At 54.8% G+C, this 26,506-nt stretch carries 25 protein-coding genes and 1 tRNA gene; 14 read left to right on the forward strand and 12 right to left on the reverse strand.

Features of this window, described 5'->3' with window-relative positions:
- Window positions 1–289 precede the first annotated feature (289 nt).
- From A3841_RS00355 to mltG, 4 genes are all read right to left on the reverse strand, one after another.
- Window positions 290–374, reverse strand: a tRNA-Ser gene (locus A3841_RS00355).
- Between the two features lie 153 nt (window positions 375–527).
- Window positions 528–1,502: a YihY/virulence factor BrkB family protein gene (locus A3841_RS00360; RefSeq protein WP_073850318.1), complete on the reverse strand. Its 975-nt coding sequence runs from the start codon at window positions 1,500–1,502 to the stop codon at window positions 528–530.
- Window positions 1,502–1,912, reverse strand: coding sequence for an acyl-CoA thioesterase (locus A3841_RS00365; protein ID WP_073850319.1), 411 nt, complete (start codon window positions 1,910–1,912; stop codon window positions 1,502–1,504). The genes A3841_RS00360 and A3841_RS00365 overlap by 1 nt, the downstream gene beginning before the upstream one ends.
- Before the next feature lie 150 nt (window positions 1,913–2,062).
- On the reverse strand, window positions 2,063–3,139 hold the full coding sequence (gene mltG, locus A3841_RS00370; protein WP_073850320.1) for an endolytic transglycosylase MltG: 1,077 nt from the start codon (window positions 3,137–3,139) through the stop codon (window positions 2,063–2,065).
- Window positions 3,140–3,488: 349 nt separating this feature from the next.
- Between mltG and A3841_RS00375 the strand changes: the two genes are divergently transcribed.
- The 4 genes from A3841_RS00375 (at window position 3,489) to rhuM (ending at window position 8,199) form a co-directional block, all read left to right on the forward strand.
- Complete coding sequence (locus tag A3841_RS00375; RefSeq protein ID WP_073850321.1) at window positions 3,489–5,048, forward strand: acyl-CoA carboxylase subunit beta; 1,560 nt, start codon at window positions 3,489–3,491, stop codon at window positions 5,046–5,048.
- A gap of 102 nt (window positions 5,049–5,150) precedes the next feature.
- On the forward strand, window positions 5,151–6,221 hold the full coding sequence (locus tag A3841_RS00380; RefSeq protein ID WP_073850322.1) for a M42 family metallopeptidase: 1,071 nt from the start codon (window positions 5,151–5,153) through the stop codon (window positions 6,219–6,221).
- A 178-nt stretch (window positions 6,222–6,399) separates the two neighbouring features.
- On the forward strand, window positions 6,400–7,176 hold the full coding sequence (locus A3841_RS00385) for a helical backbone metal receptor (protein WP_073850643.1): 777 nt from the start codon (window positions 6,400–6,402) through the stop codon (window positions 7,174–7,176).
- Window positions 7,177–7,203: 27 nt separating this feature from the next.
- Window positions 7,204–8,199 (forward strand): virulence protein RhuM/Fic/DOC family protein, encoded by a 996-nt coding sequence (gene rhuM / locus A3841_RS00390; RefSeq protein ID WP_073850323.1) that lies wholly within the window; start codon window positions 7,204–7,206, stop codon window positions 8,197–8,199.
- 17 nt (window positions 8,200–8,216) lie between these two features.
- Here rhuM and A3841_RS00395 read toward each other — a convergent pair whose 3' ends face one another.
- From A3841_RS00395 to A3841_RS00410, 4 genes are all read right to left on the reverse strand, one after another.
- Window positions 8,217–8,741, reverse strand: a complete 525-nt coding sequence (locus A3841_RS00395; RefSeq protein WP_073850324.1) for an Imm27 family immunity protein — start codon at window positions 8,739–8,741, stop codon at window positions 8,217–8,219.
- A gap of 10 nt (window positions 8,742–8,751) precedes the next feature.
- Complete coding sequence (locus A3841_RS00400) at window positions 8,752–9,978, reverse strand: 3-phosphoshikimate 1-carboxyvinyltransferase (RefSeq protein WP_073850325.1); 1,227 nt, start codon at window positions 9,976–9,978, stop codon at window positions 8,752–8,754.
- Window positions 9,975–11,012, reverse strand: coding sequence for a 3-dehydroquinate synthase (gene aroB / locus A3841_RS00405; RefSeq protein ID WP_073850326.1), 1,038 nt, complete (start codon window positions 11,010–11,012; stop codon window positions 9,975–9,977). The genes A3841_RS00400 and aroB overlap by 4 nt, the downstream gene beginning before the upstream one ends.
- Window positions 11,013–11,166: 154 nt before the next feature.
- Entirely contained in the window at window positions 11,167–12,252 is a 1,086-nt protein-coding gene (locus tag A3841_RS00410) for a chorismate mutase (protein WP_073850327.1), read from the reverse strand.
- Between the two features lie 227 nt (window positions 12,253–12,479).
- Between A3841_RS00410 and A3841_RS00415 the strand changes: the two genes are divergently transcribed.
- Window positions 12,480–13,667 (forward strand): proline dehydrogenase family protein, encoded by a 1,188-nt coding sequence (locus tag A3841_RS00415; RefSeq protein ID WP_073850328.1) that lies wholly within the window; start codon window positions 12,480–12,482, stop codon window positions 13,665–13,667.
- Window positions 13,668–13,823: 156 nt separating this feature from the next.
- Here A3841_RS00415 and A3841_RS00420 read toward each other — a convergent pair whose 3' ends face one another.
- Window positions 13,824–14,057, reverse strand: a complete 234-nt coding sequence (locus A3841_RS00420) for a hypothetical protein (protein ID WP_206073055.1) — start codon at window positions 14,055–14,057, stop codon at window positions 13,824–13,826.
- Window positions 14,058–14,156: 99 nt separating this feature from the next.
- Here A3841_RS00420 and A3841_RS00425 point away from each other — a divergent pair, with 99 nt between their 5' ends.
- From A3841_RS00425 to A3841_RS00455, 7 genes are all read left to right on the forward strand, one after another.
- A complete protein-coding gene (locus A3841_RS00425) occupies window positions 14,157–14,729 on the forward strand; it encodes an RNA polymerase sigma factor (protein ID WP_073850329.1) in 573 nt (190 codons plus the stop codon).
- Between the two features lie 32 nt (window positions 14,730–14,761).
- On the forward strand, window positions 14,762–15,850 hold the full coding sequence (locus A3841_RS00430) for a S1C family serine protease (RefSeq protein WP_073850330.1): 1,089 nt from the start codon (window positions 14,762–14,764) through the stop codon (window positions 15,848–15,850).
- A gap of 164 nt (window positions 15,851–16,014) precedes the next feature.
- Entirely contained in the window at window positions 16,015–16,740 is a 726-nt protein-coding gene (locus A3841_RS00435) for a fasciclin domain-containing protein (RefSeq protein ID WP_083610092.1), read from the forward strand.
- 123 nt (window positions 16,741–16,863) lie between these two features.
- Window positions 16,864–17,499, forward strand: a complete 636-nt coding sequence (locus A3841_RS00440; RefSeq protein WP_073850331.1) for a fasciclin domain-containing protein — start codon at window positions 16,864–16,866, stop codon at window positions 17,497–17,499.
- A 211-nt stretch (window positions 17,500–17,710) separates the two neighbouring features.
- Entirely contained in the window at window positions 17,711–18,208 is a 498-nt protein-coding gene (locus tag A3841_RS00445) for a hypothetical protein (RefSeq protein ID WP_235861228.1), read from the forward strand.
- 359 nt (window positions 18,209–18,567) lie between these two features.
- The gene (locus A3841_RS00450) at window positions 18,568–18,999 is read left to right on the forward strand and encodes a response regulator (RefSeq protein ID WP_073850333.1); all 432 of its coding nucleotides are present in this window, start codon (window positions 18,568–18,570) and stop codon (window positions 18,997–18,999) included.
- A gap of 48 nt (window positions 19,000–19,047) precedes the next feature.
- The gene (locus tag A3841_RS00455) at window positions 19,048–19,659 is read left to right on the forward strand and encodes a DUF4142 domain-containing protein (protein WP_073850334.1); all 612 of its coding nucleotides are present in this window, start codon (window positions 19,048–19,050) and stop codon (window positions 19,657–19,659) included.
- Window positions 19,660–19,737: 78 nt separating this feature from the next.
- Here A3841_RS00455 and A3841_RS00460 read toward each other — a convergent pair whose 3' ends face one another.
- Together A3841_RS00460 and A3841_RS00465 are read right to left on the reverse strand one after the other, a co-directional pair.
- Window positions 19,738–20,331: an arylesterase gene (locus A3841_RS00460; protein ID WP_235861229.1), complete on the reverse strand. Its 594-nt coding sequence runs from the start codon at window positions 20,329–20,331 to the stop codon at window positions 19,738–19,740.
- Window positions 20,332–20,394: 63 nt separating this feature from the next.
- The gene (locus A3841_RS00465) at window positions 20,395–20,847 is read right to left on the reverse strand and encodes a PA2169 family four-helix-bundle protein (RefSeq protein WP_073850335.1); all 453 of its coding nucleotides are present in this window, start codon (window positions 20,845–20,847) and stop codon (window positions 20,395–20,397) included.
- Between the two features lie 231 nt (window positions 20,848–21,078).
- Between A3841_RS00465 and A3841_RS00470 the strand changes: the two genes are divergently transcribed.
- Both A3841_RS00470 and ggt read left to right on the forward strand, forming a co-directional pair.
- Window positions 21,079–23,187 carry a carboxy terminal-processing peptidase gene (locus A3841_RS00470; RefSeq protein ID WP_073850336.1) on the forward strand — a complete coding sequence of 703 codons (2,109 nt, stop codon included), beginning with the start codon at window positions 21,079–21,081 and terminating at the stop codon, window positions 23,185–23,187.
- Between the two features lie 90 nt (window positions 23,188–23,277).
- Window positions 23,278–25,011, forward strand: coding sequence for a gamma-glutamyltransferase (ggt, locus tag A3841_RS00475; RefSeq protein ID WP_083610094.1), 1,734 nt, complete (start codon window positions 23,278–23,280; stop codon window positions 25,009–25,011).
- A gap of 292 nt (window positions 25,012–25,303) precedes the next feature.
- On the opposite strand, the gene A3841_RS00480 is transcribed toward ggt, so the two are convergent.
- Entirely contained in the window at window positions 25,304–26,464 is a 1,161-nt protein-coding gene (locus tag A3841_RS00480; RefSeq protein WP_073850648.1) for a trans-sulfuration enzyme family protein, read from the reverse strand.
- Between the last annotated feature and the right edge of the window lie 42 nt (window positions 26,465–26,506).

Below are 26,506 nucleotides of genomic sequence, written 5' to 3' on the forward strand. Positions count from 1 at the left end.
AGGCTCGTGGCCTTGCACAGTTGACAATGTGCAAGGCCACGAGCCTTTAACTTTACTTGATCAACCCTACCATTTTCCGGAAGTCAATTCCCTTAAGAAAGTCTTAGTCTTGTAGTCAACCCCAGTCAAGAGGCACAGCTTCTGTACACCTGGTGCCAATTAGTTACCCCTGTATTCGGTGAGTCGATGGAGGCCCCGCAGAAACTCACCGAACAACTCACCAAAAGTATAAAAATCGAAAACCCGTTAAAAACAAAAAAGCCTGCAAACTATTCGTTTGCAGGCTTTGCAGAGAGTGAGGGATTCGAACCCCCGGACCTGTTACAGTCAACGGTTTTCAAGACCGCCGCGTTCGACCACTCCGCCAACTCTCTGTCTTAATTCGTGTACAAAAGTAGGGCACCGCCCGGAACTTTCAAAGCTATACGCTAAAATTTTTCTTCAGTTCAGGGCAGGTATGGCCAACGCGTTGATCCTCAAATTATAAAATTTCTATTCCGGCATTTGCGCTGCGCCAAGTATAAAACCTACGCTTTTATACTTGCCACTTTACCTGAATGGGTGGTGGGGGTGCGTACCAGGCGCTTGGTCACCGTGTCGATGCTGACGTTGATCTCGAAGCCAAGTATGAGGATCATGGACACGAAGTCGAGCCAGATCATCAAACCGATCAGGGCACCCATAGAGCCGTAAAACTTGTTGTAGGTATCGAAAGCGCTGATGTAGAGGGAAAAGGCCATCGACACCAGGAAGATCAGCGCCGTGGCCACCACCGCACCCGCCGAGAAGAACGGCCATTTATCCTCTATGGCCGGCACAAAGTAGTAGATAAGCGAAGTTGCCAGCAGGAAGAGCAGCACAATGGCCACATACTTGAGAATCACCAGCAAGGTATACGTATAGCTCTCCGTCACGACCTCATAGAACACCAGCACATCCAGTATCCACTGCCCGAAGAAGATGGCGGCCACCGCCGTCAGCAGGATCATACTCAGCACTACGGTAAGTATGGTGGCGATCAGGCGCTTGCGCAGGTAAGTGCGCTTGTAGAACGTATGGTACTTCTTGTCGAAGGCGTCCATCAAGGACATGATGCCGTTGGTGGACAGCACCAGCGCGAACAGGAAACCAAAGGAAAGCAGGCCGCCGCGGGGCTTGTTCACAATGTCCTCGATCGTGCCATAGGCCACGGCATACATCTCCTCGGGCAGCACATCGGCGATGAAGTCAAGGATGCTCACGCCCAGGTCCATCGACAGGATGCTGGGGATGTAGGGAATGAGCGTGAAAAGGAAGATGATGGTGGGGAAGGTGGCCAGTGTAAAGTTGAAGGCCATGTACGAGGCGCGCTTGGTGATTGAGTCCAGACGCAGCTCTCCTAGCAGCACATCAGCCACATCGTATACCGAGAACCTGCCATTGTTGAACCGCCACCGTTTGAGGAAAACGATGAACTTGCGGTAGGCGCGGCGGCGCTTCAGGTATTGCTGGTTCAGCCTCATTAACTAAAATACGGGTCTAACTTCTCGTGTATGAGCGCGGGGATCTCGGTGGGGCGGCCGGTCTTCATGTCCACAAACACCATCAGCGTTTCACCAATGGTCAGCAGCGTGTCCTCCTCGTTATACACCTCGTACTCAAACCTTATACGTGTGCCGTGTGGCCTGCTCTTCACAAACAGCTTGATGGTGAGCAGGTCGTCATACCTGGCGGGGCGGATGAACTTGCTTTTCAGCTCCAGCACCGGCATCATGGTGCCCGTGGCCTCCATCTCCTTATACTCGATGCCCAGGCGGCGGAAAACCTCGGTGCGCGTTACCTCATAGTAGGCGGCGTAGTTGCCGTGGTACACGTAGCCCATCTGGTCGGTATCGGCGTAGCGCACGCGCAGCTGTATGTCGGATTCAAACATAGTTTTATTGTTGATTGCTGATAGGTGATTGTTTGAATACTATACGAGAGACTTAATTTATTATGGAAAAGTATAAAACTGCCTGGAGAGGTACAAGTTTATACTTTACCTGATCCCCAGCAAGCAGCAATTAACAACCAACAATCAGGCTTACTTCATAATGTTGCGCGCGTTCAAGGCGCGGTGGAAGCGGCGTGCGTTGGCCTGGTGCTCAGCCACCGTGGAGGCGAAGGCGTGGTAGCCGGAGAAATCATCCTTGGCGCAGAAGTATATGTACTTGTGCTGCTCGGGGTTCAGCACGGCATCGATGCTGGAGATAACCGGCACGTTGATGGGCCCCGGCGGCAGCCCTTTATACTTGTAGGTGTTGTAGGGCGAATCATGCGCCAGGTGCTTGTTGAGCACGCGGCGGATCGTGAAATCGCCCACGGCAAACACCACGGTGGGGTCGGCCTGCAGCAGCATGCCGCGCTGCAGGCGATTCAGGTACACGCCGGCCACGCGCGGCTTCTCATCGGTTTTCAGTGTTTCGGCCTGCACAATGGAGGCCAGCGTGGAAACCTGCTGCGGCGTGAGGCCCAGCTGATCGGCCTTGACCCTGCGCTCGGCCGTCCAGAACCTGTCGTACTCGGTTTTCATGCGCTGCATCAGCTCCGGCGCCGTGATGGTCCAGTACACCTCGTAGGTGTTGGGGATGAACATGCTCACGATGTTGGTCGTGTCGAAGCCAAGGGTCTGCAGGTACGTCGGGTCGCTCAGCAGGCTGTCCAGTTCCTGCTCGCTCGCCTCCACCTCAGAGGCCAGCTTGGCGGCCAATTGGCTGCGCAGGCGCACGTTGCTAAAAGTCAGGTTAAGGGGCGTTTGCTCGCCCAGGCGCAGCACCCCGATCAGCTGGCGGTTGTTCCAGCCGTGCACCAGTTTGTAGCGCCCCGGCTTCACCAGCTTGTCGTAATCCATCAGCTTGGACATAAAGCGCAGCGAGAGCCTGTCCACGATCACGCCGCTGGCCTCCACGGAGTCCATGGCCTGAGCATAGGTGGCGCCCGTCGGTATGAGCACGTATACGTCGCGCCCCTTCGTGTCCACGTTTGCCGTGTACACGATCTGGTAGGCGTAGTAGGAGAAGCTCACAAACAGGAACATACACAGCGCTATCAGGCTGGGCACCAGCACGCTTTTCTTCTTCCGCCCCCTCTTTGGTGTCGGGTTATTGACTTTATTGGCCATAGTGTAAGTAAAAGGCGCGGAACAGGGTTAAGGTTCCGCTACCGTCTTTTAGAGAGTCCAAAAATAGCACATCTGCGGTTAATTAAGAATGAAGGCCGCATAAAATGCCCGTTATACCTGCCACAAGTATAAATCCGATGCCCCAATCCCGGTTGATTTATACTTCTGGGCGCCTTGGCAGCGCCTTTTCAACGCCATCCCCACACCCTATATTTTATACTTGCCCCTACCATTATAGCTCATCCGCAGCCCAACATCCAAAAAATACCACAACCATACCATAATTAGCGCCAGAGTTTATAAATTTGAGGAAACAACCCAAAAGCTGTACATACATTTATACCCAGACATGGCAGGAGACATCAGACAGGCCCAGCTAGAAACCCTTGAGCGCAAAAACGCCGAAGCCCTGCTGGGCGGTGGCAAGGAAAGAATTGAGGCACAGCACCAGAAAGGTAAACTGACAGCACGCGAGCGTATCCACTTACTCATGGACGAAGGCTCTTTTGAGGAGATCGGCAAGTTTGTGATGCACCGCTCCAAGGACTTTGGTCTGGATAAACAGTACTACCTGGGCGATGGCGTTGTTACAGGCTACGGCACCATCAACGGAAGACTTGTTTATGTCTTCTCCCAGGATTTCACCGTGCTGGGTGGCTCCCTTTCCGAAACCCACGCCGAGAAGATCGTCAAGATCATGGAGCTGGCCATGAAAAACGGCGCCCCGGTTATCGGTCTCAACGACTCTGGCGGTGCCCGTATCCAGGAGGGTGTGGTGTCGCTGGGTGGCTACGCTGATATCTTCTACCGCAACACGCTGGCTTCTGGCGTTATCCCGCAGATCTCGGCCATTATGGGCCCTTGCGCGGGCGGCGCGGTATACTCGCCGGCCATCACCGACTTTATCATGATGGTGGAGGACACCTCTTACATGTTCGTGACCGGCCCGAACGTGGTGAAGACCGTGACGCACGAGGAAGTAACCTCCGAGGAACTGGGCGGCGCCAGCACCCACAGCACCAAGAGCGGTGTCACGCACTTCTCCTGCGCCAACGAGGTGGAGTGCATCACCTACCTCAAGAAACTGCTGAGCTACATCCCGCAAAACTGCGAGGAACTGCCGCCAGCATTGCCCTACGAGCCGCAGGCCGACGAAACACGTGCCGTGCTCGATACCATTATCCCTGAAAACCCGAACCAGCCCTACGACATCCGCGAAGTGATCGAGGGTATCATCGACGCGGATTCTTTCTTTGAGGTGCACAAGAACTTCGGCGAGAACATTGTAGTGGGATTTGCCCGCCTCGGCGGCAGAAGTATAGGTATAGTGGGCAACCAGCCAGCCGTACTGGCCGGTGTACTGGACATTAACGCCAGCACCAAGGCCGCCCGCTTCGTGCGCTTCTGCGACAGCTTCAACGTGCCGCTACTGGTGCTGGAGGATGTTCCGGGCTTTTTGCCGGGCACGGACCAGGAATGGCGCGGCATCATCACCAACGGAGCCAAACTACTCTATGCCTTCTGCGAGGCTACCGTGCCGCGTATTACGGTGATTACGCGCAAAGCCTATGGCGGTGCGTACGACGTGATGAACTCCAAGCACATTGGCGCCGATATGAACTTTGCCTGGCCAACGGCTGAGATTGCCGTCATGGGCGCGCAGGGTGCCGCTGAGATCATTTTTAAGCGTGAGATTGCGCAGGCCGAGGACCCGGAGGCCAAGCTGGCCGAGAAGGTGCAGGAGTACAAGGAGAAGTTTGCCACGCCGTACCGTGCCGCCCACCGTGGCTTTATCGACGAGGTAATTACGCCGTCCGAAACCAGGACCAAACTGATTAAGGCGTTTAAGATGCTGGAAAACAAGGCGGTAACACTGCCACGCAAGAAGCACGGAAACATTCCGTTATAATTATAGCTTATACTACACGTTTAGCCTTTGCACAGGGGTGAGTTTAAAAATGCACAGGCCAGACACAGAATCAACCCTAACCTAACAACCACCACCTTACATATGAGACAAGAATCGTTTGATTTTTTGCAGAAATATCTGAACAACTCCTCTCCTACCGGCTTCGAGTCGGAGGGCCAGAAACTGTGGCTGGAGTACGTAAAGCCATACATTGACGAATACTTTGTGGACACTTACGGCACCGTGGTGGGCGTTATCAACCCGCAGGCCGAGTATAAAGTAGTGATCGAGGCCCATGCCGATGAGATCAGCTGGTTCGTGAACTACATCACACCGGAAGGCTATATTTACCTGAAGCGCAACGGCGGCTCTGACGCCCTGATCGCGCCATCCAAGCGCGTGAACATTTACACGGCCAAAGGCATTGTAAAGGCTGTTTTCGGGTGGCCGGCCATCCACGTGCGCAAAGTGGAGAACGACAAAGCACCGACCATCGAAACCGTGTTCCTGGACTGTGGCGCCAGCAACCGCGAGGAGGTGGAGAAAATGGGCATCCATGTAGGTTGCGTGGCTACCTTCGAGGACGAGTTTATCGTGATGAACGACCGCTACTACGTGGGCCGCGCGCTGGATAACCGCATCGGTGGCTTTATGATTGCCGAGGTGGCGCGCCAACTGAAGGAGAATGGCAACCAGCTGCCTTTCGGTCTCTATATCGTGAACTCGGTGCAGGAGGAGATCGGACTGCGCGGCGCCGAGATGATCGCGCACCGCATCAAGCCGGACGTGGCCATCATCACCGACGTGACCCACGACACGCAGTCGCCGATGTATGACAAAAAGAACAGCGGCGACATCCACTGCGGCAAGGGCCCGGTGATCGCTTACGGTCCGGCCGTGCAGAACAATGTGCGCGACCTGATCATCCGCACTGCCCAGGAGAAGGAGATTCCGTTCCAGCGCTCGGCTGTTTCACGTGCAACAGGCACCGACACCGACGCTTTTGCCTACTCCAATGCCGGCGTGGCCTCTGCGCTTATCTCGCTTCCGCTCAAGTACATGCACACCACCGTGGAGACCGTGCACAAGGATGACGTGGACAACGTGATCAAGATGATCTACGAAACCATACTCAAGATTCAGGACAAGCAGGATTTCCGCTACCTGACCTAAGCCACCACTTTTAGCCAAGTGAAAACCCTCGCGGTGCCCACAACCTTGTGGCCTGTGAGGGTTTTGTTTTTCCGGCCTGTCCTGCGTATGTTCAGGTAATATCTTTCATTCATACTTTCATTCATACTTTCATTCATACTTTCATTCATACTTTATTGCCGTGACGTTCACCGACCAGATGGGCCACCAGATCACGCTATTGCAGCCGCCGCAGCGCATTGTATCGCTGGTGCCCTCGCAAACCGAACTTTTACTCGATTTAGGCTTAGCCGGCCGTGTGGTAGGCGTCACCAAGTTCTGCATTCATCCTAAGGAGCAGGTAAAGTATAAAACGGTTGTTGGCGGCACCAAGAATTTTAAGTTTGATGTCATAGACCAGCTCCAGCCCGACCTGATCATCGGCAACAAGGAAGAGAATTACAAGGAAGGCATTGAGCAGCTGCAGGCAAAGTATAAAATATGGATGAGTGACATTTATACTTTAGAAGATGCGCTGGACATGCTACGGCAAGTGGGGCAACTCACAGGCACGGAGGCCAGAGCCACAGAACTGGAGCAAAGTATAAACTCCGGTTTTGAGAAACTGCAGCCGGTGCAGCCAGGTATAAAAACGGCCTACTTCATCTGGCGCAAGCCTTACATGGTCGTGGGCAGCCACAACATCATCGACCACTTGCTTGGCCGCTGTGGTTTTGAGAATGTTTTTGCCGATCTGGAGCGTTATCCCGAAATCACACCAGCGCAACTGCAGCAGGCCAATCCGCAGCTTATACTTTTATCCTCGGAGCCCTACCCTTTCAAAGAGAAACATGTAGCCGAGTTTCAGGAGCTGTGCCCGCAGGCAAGTATAAAAGTGGTGGACGGCGAGCTGTTCAGCTGGTATGGCAGCCGGCTGGCCCAGGCGCCTCCCTACTTGCAGCAGGTGGTGGAAGAGGCGAGAAAATCCCTATCTTAGTTTATCCGCTTTATACGTTACAGCTTTATGGAAGAAGGAAACGGCATCGGTGAAATATTCATCTATGAGACAGAGGCTGGTCAGGCCGCTATTGATGTTACCCTGCAGCAGGAAACGGTATGGCTGACGCTGAACCAGCTTTCTGAACTATTTGGAAGAGACAAGTCCGTCGTATCACGGCATCTAAAGAACATTTTTCAGTCAGAAGAGCTAATCCGTGATGCAGTTGTTGCAAATTTTGCAACAACTGCATCGGATGGCAAAACTTACCAAGTAGACTACTATAACCTTGATGTTATTATCTCGGTGGGGTACAGAGTTAACTCCAAACGTGGTACGCAGTTCAGGATTTGGGCCACCAACGTGCTGCGCAGACATTTGGTAGAGGGCTATACGTTGAATGAGAAGCGCCTCATGGAGCAGGCTCAGAAGTATAACGACCTGAAGCAAACGGTGAAGCTGCTGCAGAATGTAATTCAGCGGAAGGAACTAACAGGCGACGAAAGCGCTGGCTTACTGCAGGTCATCAGCGACTATACGTATGCCCTGGATGTGCTGGATGATTATGACCACCAACGCCTGACCATCACCGGTACGCACCGGCAGGAGCTCTTCAGGATCACCTATGAAAGCGCCATGGCAGCTATCCGAACGCTGAAGGAAAAATTCGGCGGTTCTGAGCTATTCGGGCGTGAGAAAGACCAGAGCTTCCAGAGCTCGATCAACACCATTTACCAGTCTTTTGGCGGGGAGGATTTATACCCTTCTACAGAGGAAAAGGCGGCCAACCTGCTATACTTTGTCGTGAAGAACCACTCCTTTTCGGACGGAAATAAACGGATAGCTGCCTTCCTGTTCGTGTGGTTCATGGAGAAAAATCAATTGCTCTATGATACGGAAGGCCGCAAACGTATTGCCGATAACGCCCTGGTAGCCCTGACGCTGCTGATAGCTGAGAGCGATCCATCGGAGAAAGAAACGATGATAAAAGTAATTGTGAACCTGATCAATCAGCAGAACTAACCCCGCGCCTATACTTTCTATAATTTTTGCAACAGCTGCCGCGCCCGCTCTGAGATAGCCCCAAAGTAGGCCACGTCCGCCTCTAACTGCCCGGCTGTTTTTCCGAATACCTCCCGCCTGTTCATCGGATCTGCCAGCGAGGTGAGGGTGATGATTTCCCGGAGCCGCTTCTTTTGATCGGCGTTTATACTTGCCAGATCCAGGCCTTCGAGCCGCTCCAGCAGCTGCTCCCGGAAGTCTTTCTGCTCTACCGCTTCTTCTTCCAGCAGGCGCATGATGGCGGCCACAGCCTCGTCTTCGTGCGGGGAAAGTATGGCTGCCCCGATAAGTTCCTCTGTAGAAGGCAGCGGAAGCCGGATGAGCAGCTGATAGCCTCCGCCACTTTGCTCGCCGGCCGTGGTGTAGCACTTCATCCAGAACCTGCCCGAAGCGGGATCCTTATACACAGCCGCCCAGCCACCTGCCGCCTCTTCCATGAGTTGCATTTGGCTCAAGAGCGCCTCTATAAGTTTAGCATCCCCGTACAGTTTCCGTTCCGGCATAAGTTATACGTTAGTTATACTTCACCTCGAAGCCCACTTTTTGCAGATCCTCCCAAAACCTGGGGTACGATTTGCGCACCACGCTCGGCTCTTGTATGGTAACAGGCTGCAGCAGGGCCAGCGGCGCAAAGGCCATGGCCATGCGGTGGTCCTGATAAGTACGGAACGTGAGCTCTTTGTGCTGCAGGATACCCGGCTTTAGCGCGAACACACCCGGCGTGATCTCCTGCAGGGAGGAATTCAGGCTCAGCACCTCAAGCTGCAGGGCCTGTATGCGGTCCGTTTCCTTGATGCGCAGGCTCTCCAGACCGGTCATATCCACCGTTACACCGATGCCGGCACAGAGCGCCACCACGGTCTGCGCCAGGTCCGGGCAGTCGGAGAAGTCGAGGGAGATGTGGCGCTCGTGCTCTTTTTTCAGCAATCGCACGCCTTCTGAGGTAAACTCAGTATACACACCCAACCGGTACATGATGTCGGCAATGGCACGGTCGCCCTGGAATGACTTTTCTTTCAGACCCAGCAGCGTGATGTCCGCTTCCTGCGCCAGCGCAACCAGGCTGTACCAGTAGCTGGCTGCCGACCAGTCGGACTCCACGGTAAACTCCGCGGCTTTATACTTTTGCGGCTTCACGGTGATGGTGTTGTCCGTAAAATCAGCTGTTACGCCAAAGTGCTGCATGAGCGAGAGCGTCATCTCAATATAAGGTCGGGAGCCGATCTTGCCTTCTAATTCCAGTTCCAGCCCTTCAGGCAGCAAAGGCGCAATCATGAGCAGCGCGGAAATATACTGGCTGCTGATGTCGCTACGCACTTTCAGGTGCTTCTGGCCACTGCCCTTAAACCCACCAATTCTCAAGGGTGGATATCCTTCCTCTCCTACGTAGGCTATACTTGCTCCCAGCTCGCGCAGGGCCTCTACCAGCACTTTGATAGGGCGCTGGCACATGCGGTCAGTGCCAGTGAGCAGCTTCTGCTGGCCGGTTACGGCGTAGTAAGCAGTCAGAAAACGCATCACCGTGCCGGCATCTTCGGCATCTATGGTTGCCGCATCGCTCTGCAGCAGGCGCTGGAGCAGTTGGGTGTCGTTGGCTTCGGAAAGGTTATGCAATTGCGATTCCTGCCCCGACAGCGCCGCAATAATCAGGGCGCGGTTGGCTTCGCTTTTGGAGGCAGGCAGTTTTATACTTCCGGCCAGTTTACCGGTAGGGTGGCTCAGGGTGAGGCTTTGGCTCATAGTAAGGTATAGTAGCGTAATGATTCAACAATTTCCTGCACCGTGATGGGCTGGTCGTACACGGCTTTGCCGATGCCCTGCAGCAGGGTGCAGTTGATAGTGGAGCGGGTGTTCTTTTTATCCTGCAACGCCAGTTGGGCTATATGTTGGATGTCCTGCTCCGTGAGCGGCACTTTCTCGTAAATGGTCGCCAGGAAGGTCTCGATCTTATCCAGCTCCTCAGAGGAGAGCAGCTCACGTTTGCGGCTGATCCAGGCTTCGCAGAGCATGCCCACCGCCACGGCCTCGCCGTGCAGCAGCGCCCGCCCCGGCTGCTCCAGCAGGAAGCTTTCCACAGCGTGGCCCACCGTATGGCCAAAGTTCAGGATCTTGCGCAGGCCTCCCTCCAGCGGGTCCTGCTCCACTACCCTGGATTTTATACTTACCGAGTGGCGGATCAGGCCCTCCCAATCCTCGGTGAACAGGCCGATGTGGCGCTGCTCCAGAAAGGCTTCCTTATCGGCAATAAGCCAGTGTTTGATGATCTCGGCATAACCGGACTTGAGCTCGCGCTGCGGCAGCGTCTGCAGAAAAGCTGGGTTAATAAACACCGCCTGCGGCTCCTGGTATACCCCGATATGGTTTTTGAGTCCGTGGAAGTCGATGCCGGTTTTGCCGCCCACGCTGGCGTCTACCTGCGCCAGCAGCGTGGTGGGCACCTGCACGAAGAAAATGCCGCGCTTAAACACAGCCGCGCAGAAGCCGCCCATGTCGCCGATCACGCCGCCGCCCAGGTTCACCAGTACCGACCAGCGGTCCAGGTTTAGCTCGGTCATGCGCTGCCAGATGTATTCGCAGGTCTGCAGGGTCTTGTGCTCCTCTCCGCTTTTTATCTGGATCAGGTCGTGCGCGGGCAAGTATGGCTTGAGTATGGAATAGCAGTGAGGCAGTGTATTTTCATCCACCAGCACCACCACCTTACTAAAAGCACGGTTCTTCAGCAGTTCCGGCAACTGTTGCAGCGCATCCTTGCCGATATGTATGGATTCGGTCATCTCTGGGAGTTTGGGGGTTAGAGCGTTTAGGAGTTAAAGAGTTGAAGGGTTAGAAAGTATAAATCCCCGTGCAGCGGGCAATCATTTAACCATCCGGCCACTTCACAATTTAACGCTTAAACATTCGCAAGCGGGCAATATAGCAACTCCGGCGTTAAACCCCATCTAAAATCCGGGTTTGTTTGCGGATGGATTCCACGTGGATCAGTTGGTAGAGCTCCTCAATGAAGCCTGGGTTAAGGCCGGCATCCTCGGCCCACTCGCCGCGGCTCCGGAAGATCTCCTTCCAGCGCTCCAGCTGCAGCACCTGCACGTTGTTCTGCTTTTTGTACGCGCCAATCTGCTCCACCAGCGCCATACGGCGCGCCAGCGCAGCGATGATGTCGTGGTCGGCGGCGTCGATCTGCAGGCGCAGTTCCTCGGCCCGGTTCACCAGCTCAGCATCATCATAGGTTGTTTTACGCACCTGCAGCTTGGCAAGTATGGCTTTCAGAGCGCCGGGGGTTACCTGCTGCTCCGCGTCGCTCAGGGCCTTTTCGGGGTTCAGGTGCGTCTCTATCATCACGCCGTCGTAGCCCAGGTCCAGCGCCTTCTGCGACACCGGCAAGATCAGCTCGCGCTTACCGCCAATGTGGCTGGGGTCCACGATGAGCGGCAGGTTCTGGTAACGGGCTTTCAGCTCGATCGGGATCTGCCACACCGGCATGTTCCGATACTTTGTTTCCTGATAAGCCGAAAAGCCACGGTGAATAGCAGCCAGGTCCGTCACCCCGGCATGGTAAATCCGCTCGATGGCCCCGATCCATAGTGCCAGGTCCGGGTTCACGGGATTCTTCACCATCACCGGCACGTTTACCCCCCGCAGCGCATCGGCGATTTCCTGCACGGCAAAGGGGTTCACGGTGGTGCGGGCCCCGATCCAGAGCACATCTATCTCCTGCCTCAGCGCCTCTTCCACGTGGCGGGCGGTGGCTACCTCGGTGGCTACCTTCATGCCCAGTTCGTGCTTCACGCGATTCAGCCAGGCCAAGCCCTGCGTGCCCACGCCCTCAAAGCTACCCGGACGCGTGCGCGGCTTCCAGATACCGGCCCGGAATAAGTGGATGTGCTGCTGCAGCGCCCTGCCCGTTTGCAACACCTGCTCCTCGCTCTCGGCGCTGCACGGGCCGGCAATGACCAGCGGGAGCCCCTGGCCTCCCCGCAGCTCCGTGAAAAAAGACTGTGTCGGATTAAACTTCATCAAGCGTATGTATCGTTACAAAGGTAGCCGTTGCGGTGCAAAAAGGCACCCGTTAAAGTATAAACTAACCTGACGCGCCCGCATGCCAATGCCTTCCTAGTTAAACAGCAAAACGGCGACCATGTTTTATACTTCCGGCAACGTATAAATTTAGCGAACGCAGCCGGTGTTTATGGTTGTGTACTAGGCCCGAAGCACTATCTTTGCACCGCAAATTTCAACCTTACATGAACCTGATTTCCAAAGTCTCTTTTGACGATACAGCGGTCGCTTTCTCATCCAAATCCGACGCTGAACTATATAAGATGTACCTGCTGTTTAAGGCGATGAACAGCAACACCTTTGTGAAGGCCGGAGGCGCACTGCTCACCACTGCCCTGAACCTGCACCTGCCGGTAAAATTCATCGTCAAGCCAACCATCTTCAACCACTTCTGCGGCGGCGAAACCATTGAGGAGTCGGAGCGCGCCATACAGGAGTTGGGCAAGTATAACATCGGCACCATTCTGGATTACTCTGTGGAGGGTGAGGGTGATGAGAAAAGCTTCGACGCCACCCGCGACGAGCTGCTGCACACCATCGAAAAGGCGCACCGCAACAAGCACATCCCGTTCTCGGTGTTCAAGATCACCGGCCTGATCGACATCAATTTACTGGAGAAGGTGCAGAAGCAGCAGGAGCTTTCCGCCAATGAGCGCGCCGCCTTTGAGCGTGGCCGCGACCGCGTGAACGCCATTTGCCGGCATTGCTACGAGCGTGACGTGCGCGTGTTCATCGACGCCGAGGAGAGCTGGATACAGGACACCATCGACAACCTGACCTACGAGATGATGGAGCGCTACAACAGGGAGAAGGCCAACATTTACAACACTTACCAGATGTACCGCCACGACAGGCTGGAGGTGCTCCGGCGCGACCACGAGAATGCCCTTAAGGGCGGCTACTTCCTGGGTGCCAAACTGGTGCGCGGCGCCTACATGGAGAAAGAGCGCAAGCGCGCCGAGCTGGAAGGGTACCCGAGCCCGATCAACCCGACAAAGGAAGCCACCGATGAGCTCTTCGATAACGGCCTGCGCTTCTGCGCGGACCACATCGACCGTATTGCCTTCTGCAACGGCACGCACAACGAGGCCAGCTGCTACCTGCTGATGGAGCTGATGGAGGAGCACAGCATCGCTCCCAACGACCCGCGCGTATACTTTGCCCAACTCTATGGCATGAGCGATAACCTTTCCTACAACTTGGCGAAGGCCGGGTATAACGTGGCCAAGTATGTGCCCTACGGCCCGGTGGTGGAGGTGATGCCTTACCTGCTGCGCCGCGCCAACGAGAACACCGCCATAGCCGGCCAGAGCAGCCGTGAGTTCAGCCTGATCAAAAGCGAGATAGAGCGCCGCAAGAGGGCGAGGAAATAAAAGCAGGAAGGCCGGCTATACCCTAGCCGGCCTTCCTGCTTAACAAGGAGAAGCATGCAGTAGCTGGCCTGAAAAAGCACCGGGCCTTGCGCAAGATGCACAAGGCCCGGTGTGTGTTTCAGAACTATAAGCTTTTCGCCGTCGTTCCTGCTACAACTACTCGATTACAGTAGAGTCAGCCTCAACAGCAGCAGAATCTTCTACTACTACTTCTTCCTCAACAACTGGAGTCTCCTCTACAGCCTCAGTCTCTACAACTTCAGTCTCAGTAGTGGCTTCTTCGTTAGTGCAGGCAGTGAAAGAAATAGCAAGGGCTACGATAGCGAAAGTGAATAAATTTTTCATTTTTGTGTTTGTGATTAAGTGTTTTGGTTTCGATTTGAACTTCATACCCAAAACCGGCAGAGGTAACCCTGCTTTCTGAAATTTTTAAAATTATTTTTTCGGCGGGTTACAAAACGTCCCTTAGCGTATTAAAATTTGACTGGAATGAAGAAGCGTTTGTATGAGACGGATGAGGCGGTGATAGAAGGCATCCGGCGCAGCGACGAAAGGGCGCTGGCCCACCTGTACAAACTATATTTCCCGATGATCTCTCACTTTATTTTGAGCAACAGCGGAACCGAGGACGAGGCCAAGGACATTTACCAGGAGGGCGTCATCGTGTTTTATGAGAAGACAAGGGACAACAGCCTGGAACTGACCTGCCAGATCAAGACTTACCTGTACTCGGTGTGCCGGAGGCTCTGGCTGAAGCGCCTGGCGGAGAAGGGCCGCTACGCCACCAGGCTCGACGAGACTGACAGCTTTGTGCCCGTGGAGGAGGACACCCTGCAACACGAGGAGCAGGAAAGGCAGTTCGGGGTGATGGGCGATGCTCTGGAGCAGCTCGGGGAGCCCTGCCGCAGCCTGATCGAGGATTACTACATACGCATGCAGAACATGCAGGACATTACCGACAAGTTTGGCTACACCAACACCGATACGGCCAAGAACCAGAAGTATAAATGCCTGCAACGCCTGAAGAAGATATTTTTTGCTACCTATAAACCTGAAGTATAAGCAGGTGAACACTATTCTGGGAGAAGACTAAGATGTTAGAGTACCGCGCATACGAAGAGATTGAACGCTACCTGAACGGGCAGATGGCCGCTGAGGAAAAGGCTGGCTTTGAGGCCTTGCTGCACGCCGACGTACGCCTGGCAGAGCAGGTACGCGAGCACCGGCACATGCTGCAGGCACTGAAAGGCTATGGCAAGCGCCAGCACCTGCGCCAGCAGCTTAACCTCATCCACAGTGAGATGGAGGCCGGAGGGCAGGCCACTACCCCGAACCCCTGGAAAGTATACTGGAATCGCCAGAAGCAGACAATTGCCGTGGCCGCCAGTGTCTCGCTGCTATCGGTTTTCGGCACACTCTGGAGCGTGCAGCAGATGAAGGCGCCGGTAAAGCAGCAAACGGCCCGTTACGTGGAGCTGCGCCGCGAGGTGGAGCGCCTGAAGAAAGCCCAGACTGCTCTCATGAACGGTATAAACGACGCCAGCAAGCCTGTGGCCCCGCGCCCGGCTGCCTTTAGTGGCACCGGCTTCGCCATCTCCGCCGATGGGTATGTCGTGACAAGCTCGCACGTGGTGGAGGGCGCTGATTCCATTATGATCGAGAATAAGTCCGGCCTGAAGTATAAAGTGAGCGAAATTTACCGCGACGAGATACACGACCTTTCCATCCTAAAAATAGCAGATGAAAGCTTTGAGGGTTTCGGCAAGCTGCCTTATACTTTCAAAGACACGGAGAGCGACCTGGGCGAGCGCGTGTTCACGCTTGGCTACCCGCGCGAGGACATTGTGTTTGGCGAGGGCTCGCTGAGCTCGGCCTCGGGCTTCGAAGGCGATACCACCGCCTATCAGATCTCCATTCCACTTAACCCGGGCAACAGCGGCGGCCCGCTGCTGGACGACAAGGGCAACCTGATCGGGGTGATCAGTGGCAAGCAAGCCGGGCAGGAAGGCGCTGCCTTCGCCATTAAGTCGGCTTACCTGCTGCAGCTGATTGAGGAACTGGCAAACGCCGGCCAGGTGCAGCCTCTTACCCTGCCCAAAAATAATGCACTTTCTGCCCAAAGCAGGCCGCAGCAGCTCAAAAAACTAAAAGAGTATATATTTATAGTGAAGGTATATAATTAGTTAGTAAAAGGCTGAAACCTTTTGGCACAGCTGCAAATCAGCTAAGTATAAGCGCCTAAAAACAAAACCACAACCTCAACATTTTCAACGCTTTCCAGTTATATTATTATAGTTGTAAGTTTTACTCCATTAGTGAGCAACTATCATTAAATAAAAAGAAAGCTATGAAAAAGAGAATGATTATACCTATGGCTCTTGCCGCCACCATGCTGTTTGGTTTTGGCTGCGCGAGTTCTAACGATGCAATGAACGACACCACCGCCATGGATGATGACATGACCATGAGCGAGACACAGACCATGGCCGGTGACGACCCTGACGCAGTAGTGATAGAAGAGTCTGTTGTGGCAGTGACCCCTATAGCCACGCTCGACGTGACTACTTTATCACTGGAGGACCCCACCGATATCGACCAGATGTTCGAGAGCGTGGAGGACACCGAGCAGTATGATGCGTTTGAGCTGGCCAAGATGGAGCCGAACCTTTCCACGTTTGTAACGCTGGTAGAGCAGTCCGGATTTAAAGCCGACCTGGATCGTCTGGATGAGTTTACGCTGCTTGCCCCAACAAACGAGGCTTTCGCCAAACTCGGGAAAGACAAACTGGAGGCACTTGTTCTGTCTGATAATCAAGCCATTCTAAAATCAGTACTGCAGGCCCACGTGCTGCCGAACAAAGTAGCGTCTTCGCAATTCGAGAATAACTCAATTATAGAGGTGGGTGAGAACTCCCATATCCCGGTTGAGGTGGGTGTGAACAACACGGACATCCGCATCGGCGGCGCACAACTTGTAAAATCCAACATTGAAGCTTCTAACGGTATGATCCACGTGATCGACAGTGTTATACTTCCCAGCGACGTGCAGGAAAACTCCGCCATCGGGTTCTAATCCTGCCGAAGCATACTACCCCTACTGGAGGCTCTCTTATACTATAAGAGAGCTTTCTTTATTTACAGGTATCATGCGCCAAGCATAGCGCGTACACAACTTTTCCTTACAAGAGCATCAACCATGAGAAATATATTACTAGCCAACATCCTGATAGCAGCCGGCCTTACTGGCTGCGCCCCGGCAGCAACCACCGCAAGCACAGATAGCGAGGTAGCCATGAGCCAAATGGAAGCTATGGCAGGCCAGGCGGCAGCCGAGGCAGAGCCGGATACGACAGCGATTGATTATAGCCGGATGTTTGCTGATGCGGGAAACACCGCACAGTACACGCTGGCCGAGCTGACGGCAATGGACCCGAACCTCTCCACCTTCTCCACCCTGCTGGACCAGGCGGAACTAACCGATGGGCTGAAGACGGGAAAACCCCTGACGCTGCTTGCCCCCACGAACCAGGCATTCACCAACTGGCCACAGGACTCGCTGAACAACCTGATGAAGCCAGAGAACAAGGCCCGGCTCATCAAGGTGCTGCAGGCCCACATGCTAACCAGCGAGGTGCTCTCTGCCAGCTTTAAAAACACACAACGCATCGAAACCGGCGGCGGAGAGTTTATAACGGTAAGTGCCTCGGATAGCACCGGCATTATACTTGGCGGCGCCACCGTTGTAAGAGCCGATGTCAAGGCCTCCAACGGTGTCATGCACGTGGTGGACCGCCTCGTCAAGCCTATGGATTCTACCTTGCCCCCGCGCTAGGAGGCCCGGCGGCAGCGCCTTGTACTTCCGTAAAACACGGGGCAGTAAAACCGGTTAAAATTCAAAGCCGTAACTATAGGCAACGCTTACCCGTTAGAAATAACCACGCCGGCAAAAGCTGTAAAGCACCTGCCGGCATTACTTGAACAAATAAACCAAAACTAAAAAAGCTATGGTAAACAGAACAGATAAAGCGGGCATGCTAACCGCAATGTTTAGAGACAGAGAGAGTGCCGAGCGCGCTTATGACGAACTGCGTGCGCGCGGCTATGATAAAGACGAGATAAACGTGGTGATGTCCGAGGAGGGCAGAAAGCGCCACTTCGCCGGAGAGGACAAGGACCACACGACAGAGCTTGGTAACAAGTCGCTGGAGGGCACTGGTGCCGGTTCGGCCATTGGTGGTACCCTGGGTGCCATTATAGGTGCCGTGGCTGCCATTGGTACCTCCGTGGCGATTCCGGGCCTTGGCCTGGTAGTGGCTGGTCCGTTGGCAGCTGGCCTGGCAGGCGCTGGTGCCGGTGGCCTGACAGGTGGCCTGATCGGTGCGCTGATCGGAGCCGGTATACCTGAGGAGAGAGCCAAGGTATATGAGACGGGCGTGAAAGAGGGTAACATTGTACTGGGCTTTAAGCCGCACAGCCCGGAGGATGCCCGCTACTTTGAGACACACTTCCAGAGCAACAGAGGCGAGCATATCTATTATTAATAGATAATTGCACTTCGCATATAATAAGCGCCGGGCGCTGCCAAGTAGAGGCGGCACCCGGCGCTTTTGCGTTCTCCCACCCATCAAATGCAAAAACAATATATAATATTATATATTTTATATAAATAATATTAGTTACTATTGCCCGTACAAAGTAGTTTACTTTCAAGTATAAAATGCCTATCCTTGAGTATAAGTTGGAATTAAAAGAGTTTATTCAGTCCGCATCGTATACAGTACGTTCGAAGAATGTCGTTATAACACAATAACGCAGAAAGCTTGGCACGCCTAATGTTGTGCCTCTGACCAAGAACTGAAGCGAGCGCACACGGCTACACCCTATAAGCAGAAGAACCCTTATGTATAAGCTAAAACACATCCTGATTATAGACGATGACCAGATCAACAGTTTGTTCTCCCAGATTATTTTAGAGGATGCCGATGTGAGCAGCTTAGTGTCCACCTGCCAAAGCGTTCCGGAGGCGCTCGATTTTCTGCGTGCCGCCGAAACCATGGAGGAAACCCCTTTCCCCGACCTCATCCTGCTGGACATCAGCATGCCCTCCATGGATGGCTTCGATTTTCTGGACCGCTACTATGCCCTGGGGTACAACGCGCGCCACAAAACGTTTATCTCCATGTTCACCTCCTACGACGAGCAGGACCTGCTGCAGCGCGCCCGCAAGTATGAAGTGGTGGTCGGCTTCATCACCAAGCCGCTCTCTATCCCCACGCTTAACAGCATACTTGCCCTGCAGGACAGCACCCGCGCAGAAAACAATTTACCATAGTTTCGTATGCTTAGGGTATAACAATATCATATCCTAATATAAAGAACTATGAGAAACACTTTGATAGCCATCTGGTGCGCAGCAGGCGCCTTTATGTTTGCCTCCTGCGGCTCAGGATCCGGCGAAGAAACCACCACCACCGCCGACACCACCTCCACCGAGACAGCCACGGTAGCCGGCACTGACTCCACCCTCACGGAGGACAAGCAGGAGCTGATGCAGTTTGCGGCCCGCAACAACATGCTGCAGGTAGAGTTGGGCAAGCTGGCAGCCGCGCAGGGCACCTCAGACGCCGTAAAGACCTATGGCCAGAATCTGGTGGATTGGTACACGACGAAGCAGGAGGAGTTGCAGGAGCTTTCGCAGCAGTATAACGTTACCCTGCCACAGCAACTGGAGGACGAGGACAACGAGCACCTGACCAAACTGCGCGAGGCTGAGAACTTTAACGAGGAGTACTGGAACCGGCTGACAAAAGCCCAGCAGGATGCCATAGATGAATTCGACGACGGCTTGAAGGATGTGGACGAAACCGACGCCTCCGCTTTCTCGGTATGGGCCCGCAATACCCTCAAAGAGCTGCGTGCGCAGTACGAGCAGGCCAAAGGCCAGGAAGTGGAGCTCAAGCGCCGCGACACGGGCCTGAACCTGGATAACTAAGTATACTTCACACTTATAAAGTATAAATCGGATGCGGCCGGGGAAACAGAATCCCCGGCCGCATCCGATTTATACTTTTCACAGCAACTCCTTCAGTTTGGTCCAGGTGTGCCGGGCCAGCAGCTTCTGCCCCTGCGCATTTGGGTGCACCCCGTCGGGCAGGTTGAGGAGGCGGTTACCGGCCACGCCCTCCAGCAGAAAGGGTATAAAGTGGGTGTTATGCTGCAGCGCCAGCTCCCTGAACAGCTTCCGGAACTCTGCCGCGTAACGCCCCGGCACAATGTCCGGTATCTCCATCCCCGAAAGTATGATCTTCACCTCCGGGTACTTCTGGCGCACCTTGTAGATGATCTCCTGCAGGTTCTGGCTGGTTTCGCGGGCGGGGATGCCGCGCAGGCCATCGTTGGCGCCCAGGGCAAGTATAAAGATGTCGATGGGCTGGTGCAGCCAGCGGTCTATGCGGTGCACGCCTCCGGCCGTGGTGTCGCCGCTGAGGCCGCCGTTTAAAACCTTATAGTCCGTATACCCCTCCTGCCGCAGCTGCTCCTGTAGCAGGCTGGGGTACGCGCTCGCGGCGGGCAAACCATAGCCGGCTGTCAGGCTGTCGCCGAAAATAAGTATGTTCTTCATGTCGTTTCTTTTCCCTTCCATGTTCAGCAACCATCCTGCCATACTTTCTAAAGCAAAAAGGGTTGCCATTGGCTGGCAACCCTCTCCTATACTTCGCTTTATACTTTAGTCGGCGGCTCTGTCCATCTGGCGCAGGCGCTCGTAGGTGGCCATGGAGGCTTGCTTTTGCTTCTCTACCATCTGCACCACGTTCTGCGGCAGCTCCGCCCTGTGGTCCAGGGCATCGTTGTAGGCTTTCTGGGCCCACTCCTCGCCTGTGATGTTCGACTTGATCACTTCCTCCTCGTCGTTGCCGGCGATGGTGTTCTTCACATCCATCCAGCCACGGTAGAGCTTGCCTTTCGCGGTGGTGCTGTTTTGGGTGTTGCCGCCCATCTGGCTGATGGTGCTGTTGATCTCGCTGGAGAACTGGCGGCTCTGGTTCATCAGGTCCTTGTAGTAAGACTGGTGCGCCGGGTCTTTCGTGAGTTCTGCGGCATGCTTGTAGCCCTCTATCCTGTCGTTCACGAACTGATTCAGTTCCTGTAAAACATCAATGGCTCTTTCGTTGTTATTCATAGCTGTTACATTTTGGTTTATACTTACGGAAACGAAAAAAGCCGTCCGGCAGTTATGATATCAGCCGCCGCGCCACGTATAGTATCCTTAAAGGCAGCCTCTGGTGTGGAATGACGCCTTAAGCAGCTATGATAAAAGTTTTTTTTCCCCTACATTACACTCTTAACCATGCCAAAGCACGTATGCGGCATCACTTTTGCAATCTAACCTGTAGTTCAACGTAATAAATAGATGATATCTTTGACAACTCGCTTTAAAATCATACTGTCGGTACTGGCCGTCATCCTCGTGACGGGCTCCTTCATACTTTACAAAAACGGCAGCACACCCGAGGGTAAGAACGAGATCCTGATCAAGGCCCTGATGCAGGGCCTCAGTTCCGGCCACTACCAGCCCGAAAAAGTGGACGACAACTTCTCGAAGAAGGTGTTTAAGCTCTACCTGGAGCGCCTGGACTACAACAAGAAATTCCTGCTTGCCTCTGATGTGCAGCAGCTGCAGAAGTACGAGACGGCCATCGACGATGAGTTGCGTCAGGGCTCGTTCCAGTTCTTCGACCTGTCTGCCGATATGTATGAGCAACGCGTGAAAGACTCACAGGCTTACTACAAGGAGATTCTGGCCAAGCCGTTTGACTTCTCCAAGAACGAGCAGATCGAGCTGGATGGCGAGAAACTGGCCTACGCAAAAAGCAAGGAGGAGCTGAAGGAGGCATGGCGCAAGCAGCTGAAGTACCAGACGCTGGTTCGCCTGGTGGACATGCAGAAGGAGCAGGAGAAGAAACTGGAGAAAGACCCGAAGGTAGAGAAAAAGTCGTTTGAGGGCCTGGAGAAAGAGGCCCGCGAGAAAGTAATGAAGACCTACGATGACCTGTACCAGCGCCTGGCCAAAATTAACCGCGAGGACCACCGCGCTACCTACATCAACGCCGTAACCAATGTATACGACCCGCACACGGGCTATTTCCCGCCAAAAGCAAAGGCTGACTTCGACATCAACTTTACCGGCCGCCTGGAGGGCATCGGTGCCTCGCTGCAGGAGAAGGACGGACAGATAAAAGTGATGGAGATCGTGCCGGGCAGCCCCTCATACCTGCAGGGCGAGCTGAAGCCAGGTGATGCCATCCAGAAAGTAGCCCAGGGCTCTGAAGACCCCGTGCTGATTGAAGGCATGCGCATTGACGACGCCATCCAGCTGATCCGCGGCAAGAAAGGCACTGAGGTGCGCCTGACGGTGAAGAAACCAGATGGCTCCACCAAAGTTATACCGATCATCCGCGACGTGATCGTGTTCGAGGAAACCTACGCACAGTCTGCCTTGATAGAGGATAAAGCCAAAATCGGTTACATCAAGCTTCCGGGCTTCTACGCCGACTTCGAGAACAAGAACGGCCGCTTTAGCGGAGCCGATGTAAAAAAAGAGATTGAGAAGCTGAAGACTGCCGGCATGAAGGGCCTGATCCTGGACCTGCGCAACAACGGCGGTGGCTCGCTGGCCGATGCCGTGGAAATGGCCGGCCTGTTCATCGAGCAGGGTCCGATCGTGCAGGTAAAGACGGCCTCCGGCAAAGCCGTGGTGCTCGACGACCGTGACACGCAGGTGCAGTACGGTGGCCCCTTGGTGATACTGGTGAATGCAAACAGCGCCTCGGCCTCCGAGATTCTGGCCGCCGCCATGCAGGACTACAAGCGCGCCGTGATTGTGGGAAGCCCAACCTTTGGCAAGGGCACGGTGCAGCAGTTCTTTGAGCTGGACGAGGCCCTGCCGGCGCAGTTTAACCCTTACAAGCCATTCGGCGCCCTGAAGCTGACTACGCAGAAATTCTACCGCATCAACGGCGGTACCACCCAGCTGCGCGGCGTAGTGCCGGACGTGGTGCTTCCGGATGCTTACGCTTACCTGGAGTTTGGCGAGAAGGAGCAGGATTTTGCCCTTCCGTTTGATGAGATCGCTCCGGCAAAGTATAAACCATGGAACAACGGCAAGCTGAACCTATCGCAGGTAAAGGCCAACAGCCAGCAGCGTGTAGCTAAAAACGAAAGCTTCGGCTTGATTGAGGAGAGCGCTGAGCGCCTGAAAAAGCAATCAGACAACACCACCCGCTCGCTGCAGCTGGAGAAGTACCTGGTAGAGGAGAAAAAGGCAGAGGCAGAAGCCAAGCGACTGGAGGAAGCGCAGAAAGAGGTGCCAGTGCTGAACGTGAAGCGCCTGCAGCAGGATCTGCAAGCCCTCGGCGGCGACACCGCCAAACTGGCCCGTAACAAAGAATTTATGAAAGGCCTGAAGCAGGACGTATACGTGGAAGAGGCCGTGGCCATCATCCAGGAAGACCTGAAGTAAGCTACTCCATACTTTATTAGAAACGCCAGCTATGTGCAATAGCTGGCGTTTTTTTATATCTTATGTGCCCAAACCTCAACCTAATACAACATGCACCTGAACGCCCCCAAAACAGCCCCGCTAAAAGTATGGCTGCTGCTGCTGGCCCTGCTCCCTACCCTGCTGAGCGGCTGCGCCACCAAAACGCCCAAAGATGCGCCTGAAGCTGCGCGTGGCCTGATAACGGACAAAGCCATGGTGGTATCGGCACACCCGGAGGCCTCCCGAGTAGGCATGGAAATCATGCAGAAAGGTGGAAACGCTTTTGATGCCGCCATTGCCACGCAGTTTGCCCTGGCCGTGGTGCACCCGGCGGCTGGCAATATTGGCGGCGGCGGCTTTATGGTGGCCCGCAGCAATTCCGGGGAGGTAGCAACACTGGACTTTAGAGAGACAGCCCCGGCATCAGCCACGGAAACGATGTACCAGGATAGCCTGGGCAACGTGGTACAGGGCCTAAGCACTGACGGTCACCTGGCAGTAGGCGTACCGGGCTCGGTGAACGGCATGGTGAAGATACACCAGAAGTATGGCTCACTGCCCTGGGCAGAGTTGGTGCAGCCTTCCGTGGACCTGGCCCGTAACGGCGTGGTGTTAACGGAGAAGGAAGCCAGCGGCCTGAACAGCACACGGGAAGACTTTCTTAAAAACAACAAGCACCAGCCCTACCTGGTGCAGGAGCAGGAATGGCAGGCCGGTGATACATTGCGCCACCCGGACCTGGCCCGCACCCTGGAGCGCATCCGCGATAAGGGCCGCGAAGGCTTCTACGCCGGCGAAACGGCCGACCTGCTGGTGAAGGAAATGCAGCGCGGCAACGGCATCATCTCGCACGAAGATCTGGCAAAGTATACTTCGGTGTGGCGCGAGCCCATCATTGGCGACTACAAAGGCTACAAGATAATTTCGATGGGGCCGCCTTCCAGCGGGGGCATTGCCCTGTCGCAGCTCCTGAAAATGGTAGAGCCTTATGAGCTGCGCCAATATGGCTGGCAGAGCACAGAGGCCATCCAGGTGATGACGGAGGCGGAGCGCCGTGTGTATGCCGACCGTGCCACTTACCTGGGCGACCCCGACTTTGTGGAGGTACCCATGGAGGAGTTGCTGGACGAGCAGTACCTGAAAAGCCGTATGAGCTCCATGAGCCTGGCGCAGGCCACGCCTTCGGCAGAGGTAAAGGCGGGTGAGTTGCCGGTTTTTGAAAGCGAGGAGACGACCCACTTCAGCATTGTGGACCCCGCCGGCAACGCCGTGGCCATCACCACCACCATCAACGGCAGCTATGGCTCCTATGTAGTGGTGGAGGGGGCCGGATTCCTGCTGAACAATGAGATGGACGACTTCAGCGCCAAACCGGGCGTGCCCAACATGTTTGGGCTGATTGGCGGGAAAGCCAACTCCATACAACCCAGCAAACGCATGCTCAGCGCCATGACACCCACCATACTGGAGAAAGACGGCAAACTGTTCATGGTAGTCGGTACGCCGGGCGGCTCCACCATCATCACCTCCGTTTTCCAGACGATCCTGAACGTGCTGGAGCACGACATGACCATGCAGCAGGCCGTGGCCGCGCCGCGCTTCCACCACCAGTGGCTGCCCGACGAGATACAGCACACCACCGATGCCATACCTGCCGAAGTACGCGCCGAGCTGCAGCGCAAGGGATATACATTGAAACAGCGTGGCCAGTATGGCCGTGTGGACGCCATCCTGGTGCTGCCCGACGGCAGGCTGGAAGGCGGTGCCGACCCGCGTGGGGATGATGTTGCTGCCGGCTTCTAAGCTATACTTGCCGCCCGCTTCTTTATTCTGAAGAGTGCCGGCCACATTCTGAAGAGTGCCGGCCACAGCTTCACAAGGCTTCTGCCTTGTGAAGCTTTTTTATTTGCGCGTATGGGCTGCTCTGATTTCAGTGCTCCCGGTATATAGACTCGCTCCGCACCAACATATTCCGGGCTGAGGCTCCAGCATCTAAAAAAACAGCGACATCCGGATGAAGTGTAGAGATGGGGGCTATGCTAATCGTGAAGGAACTTCTTTATACTTTATACTTTGAGGAAAAACAGACAGCTCTTCAGGAGATTGCCGCCAGCGCCTGCTCAATGTCCTTGATCAGATAATCGGGATCCTCCAGGCCAATGTAGAAGCGCACCAAATTAAAAGGGGGCCTACCTTGTTGTTCCCCGCCGCCGTAGTACGCCGCGGCGGGGTAAATCAAGGATTCGTGCCCACCCCAGGAAGCGGCCATGAGAAAGTGCTGCAAGCTATCGCAGAAGCGCTCTACCTGCTGGATATCATCTGTTTTAAGTGCGATGGTAAACTGCCCCGTGTTGTTGCGCATCTGGCGCTTGGCCAACTCGTACTGCGGGTGCGAAGGCAGGAAGGGAAACAGGATACGCTCCACCTGGGGCTGTTGCTCCAGCCAGGCCACCACGGTACGGGCGGAGGCGGCAACCCGCTCCATGCGAACGGGCAGGGTGCGCAGCCCCCGGAGCAGCAGCCAGGCATCATGGGGGGCAAGTATAGCGCCCAGTGTCATGTATTCCCGCTCGAATATCCTGTTGATCCTTTCCCGGCTGCCGCAGATCATCCCTCCCATCGCATCCGAATGCCCGCCGATGTACTTGGTGCAGGAATGTACCACCAGGTCGACGCCAAACTGAATCGGATTCTGGTAGAGTGGGGATGCGAAGCTGTTATCGAGGATGGTGCTGCAGCCATGCTCCCTGGCCAGAGCCGTGACCGCCGCTATATCCTGCAGCTCAAAGGTAAAGGAGTTGGGGCTCTCCATGTAGAGCAGTTTGGTGTTGGGCCGGATGGCATGGCGGTAGTTTTGCGGGTCTGTGCCATCTACCATCGTCACCTCTACCCCAAACCGCGGCAGGAAGCGGTTCATTAGCGTATTGGTCCAGCCGTAGGGCTTTTGCACGCACACCACGTGGTCTCCGGCGTTCACTTGCGAGAGCACCGCAGCCGAGACTGCCGCAATCCCGCTCCCGAAGGCAATGGCATGCTCCGCGCCTTCCAGCGCCGCCACTTTCTTCTCGAGCATGGTCACGGTGGGGTTGTTGCCACGGGTATACAGGGACGCCTCTGCTTCGTTTCGCAGCATTCTGCGCATCTCATCTACTGTTTTGCAGGCAAAGTTGCTCGTCTGCAGGATGGGTGGAGCCACAGCATTAAAATACATTTCCCGGTCTTCGCCCAGCTCGTTCAGGATATAGGATAACTCCATGTTCGTTTGGTTTTGCATCGTCTGTTTTACGCTTACTCCCTG

The sequence above is a fragment of the Pontibacter flavimaris genome (assembly GCF_001907195.1).
Lineage (GTDB): Bacteria > Bacteroidota > Bacteroidia > Cytophagales > Hymenobacteraceae > Pontibacter > Pontibacter flavimaris.

Excerpts from the sequence above, each read along its gene's own strand:
- A3841_RS00360 (WP_073850318.1), bottom strand. The coding sequence starts at position 1,502 with ATGAGGCTGAACCAGCAATACCTGAAGCGCCGCCGCGCCTACCGCAAG.
- A3841_RS00365 (WP_073850319.1), bottom strand. The coding sequence starts at position 1,912 with ATGTTTGAATCCGACATACAGCTGCGCGTGCGCTACGCCGATACCGAC.
- mltG (WP_073850320.1), bottom strand. The coding sequence starts at position 3,139 with ATGGCCAATAAAGTCAATAACCCGACACCAAAGAGGGGGCGGAAGAAG.
- A3841_RS00375 (WP_073850321.1), top strand. The coding sequence starts at position 3,489 with ATGGCAGGAGACATCAGACAGGCCCAGCTAGAAACCCTTGAGCGCAAA.
- A3841_RS00380 (WP_073850322.1), top strand. The coding sequence starts at position 5,151 with ATGAGACAAGAATCGTTTGATTTTTTGCAGAAATATCTGAACAACTCC.
- A3841_RS00385 (WP_073850643.1), top strand. The coding sequence starts at position 6,400 with ATGGGCCACCAGATCACGCTATTGCAGCCGCCGCAGCGCATTGTATCG.
- rhuM (WP_073850323.1), top strand. The coding sequence starts at position 7,204 with ATGGAAGAAGGAAACGGCATCGGTGAAATATTCATCTATGAGACAGAG.
- A3841_RS00395 (WP_073850324.1), bottom strand. The coding sequence starts at position 8,741 with ATGCCGGAACGGAAACTGTACGGGGATGCTAAACTTATAGAGGCGCTC.
- A3841_RS00400 (WP_073850325.1), bottom strand. The coding sequence starts at position 9,978 with ATGAGCCAAAGCCTCACCCTGAGCCACCCTACCGGTAAACTGGCCGGA.
- aroB (WP_073850326.1), bottom strand. The coding sequence starts at position 11,012 with ATGACCGAATCCATACATATCGGCAAGGATGCGCTGCAACAGTTGCCG.
- A3841_RS00410 (WP_073850327.1), bottom strand. The coding sequence starts at position 12,252 with ATGAAGTTTAATCCGACACAGTCTTTTTTCACGGAGCTGCGGGGAGGC.
- A3841_RS00415 (WP_073850328.1), top strand. The coding sequence starts at position 12,480 with ATGAACCTGATTTCCAAAGTCTCTTTTGACGATACAGCGGTCGCTTTC.
- A3841_RS00420 (WP_206073055.1), bottom strand. The coding sequence starts at position 14,057 with ATGAAGTTCAAATCGAAACCAAAACACTTAATCACAAACACAAAAATG.
- A3841_RS00425 (WP_073850329.1), top strand. The coding sequence starts at position 14,157 with ATGAAGAAGCGTTTGTATGAGACGGATGAGGCGGTGATAGAAGGCATC.
- A3841_RS00430 (WP_073850330.1), top strand. The coding sequence starts at position 14,762 with ATGTTAGAGTACCGCGCATACGAAGAGATTGAACGCTACCTGAACGGG.
- A3841_RS00435 (WP_083610092.1), top strand. The coding sequence starts at position 16,015 with ATGAAAAAGAGAATGATTATACCTATGGCTCTTGCCGCCACCATGCTG.
- A3841_RS00440 (WP_073850331.1), top strand. The coding sequence starts at position 16,864 with ATGAGAAATATATTACTAGCCAACATCCTGATAGCAGCCGGCCTTACT.
- A3841_RS00445 (WP_235861228.1), top strand. The coding sequence starts at position 17,711 with ATGTTTAGAGACAGAGAGAGTGCCGAGCGCGCTTATGACGAACTGCGT.
- A3841_RS00450 (WP_073850333.1), top strand. The coding sequence starts at position 18,568 with ATGTATAAGCTAAAACACATCCTGATTATAGACGATGACCAGATCAAC.
- A3841_RS00455 (WP_073850334.1), top strand. The coding sequence starts at position 19,048 with ATGAGAAACACTTTGATAGCCATCTGGTGCGCAGCAGGCGCCTTTATG.
- A3841_RS00460 (WP_235861229.1), bottom strand. The coding sequence starts at position 20,331 with ATGGCAGGATGGTTGCTGAACATGGAAGGGAAAAGAAACGACATGAAG.
- A3841_RS00465 (WP_073850335.1), bottom strand. The coding sequence starts at position 20,847 with ATGAATAACAACGAAAGAGCCATTGATGTTTTACAGGAACTGAATCAG.
- A3841_RS00470 (WP_073850336.1), top strand. The coding sequence starts at position 21,079 with ATGATATCTTTGACAACTCGCTTTAAAATCATACTGTCGGTACTGGCC.
- ggt (WP_083610094.1), top strand. The coding sequence starts at position 23,278 with ATGCACCTGAACGCCCCCAAAACAGCCCCGCTAAAAGTATGGCTGCTG.
- A3841_RS00480 (WP_073850648.1), bottom strand. The coding sequence starts at position 26,464 with ATGGAGTTATCCTATATCCTGAACGAGCTGGGCGAAGACCGGGAAATG.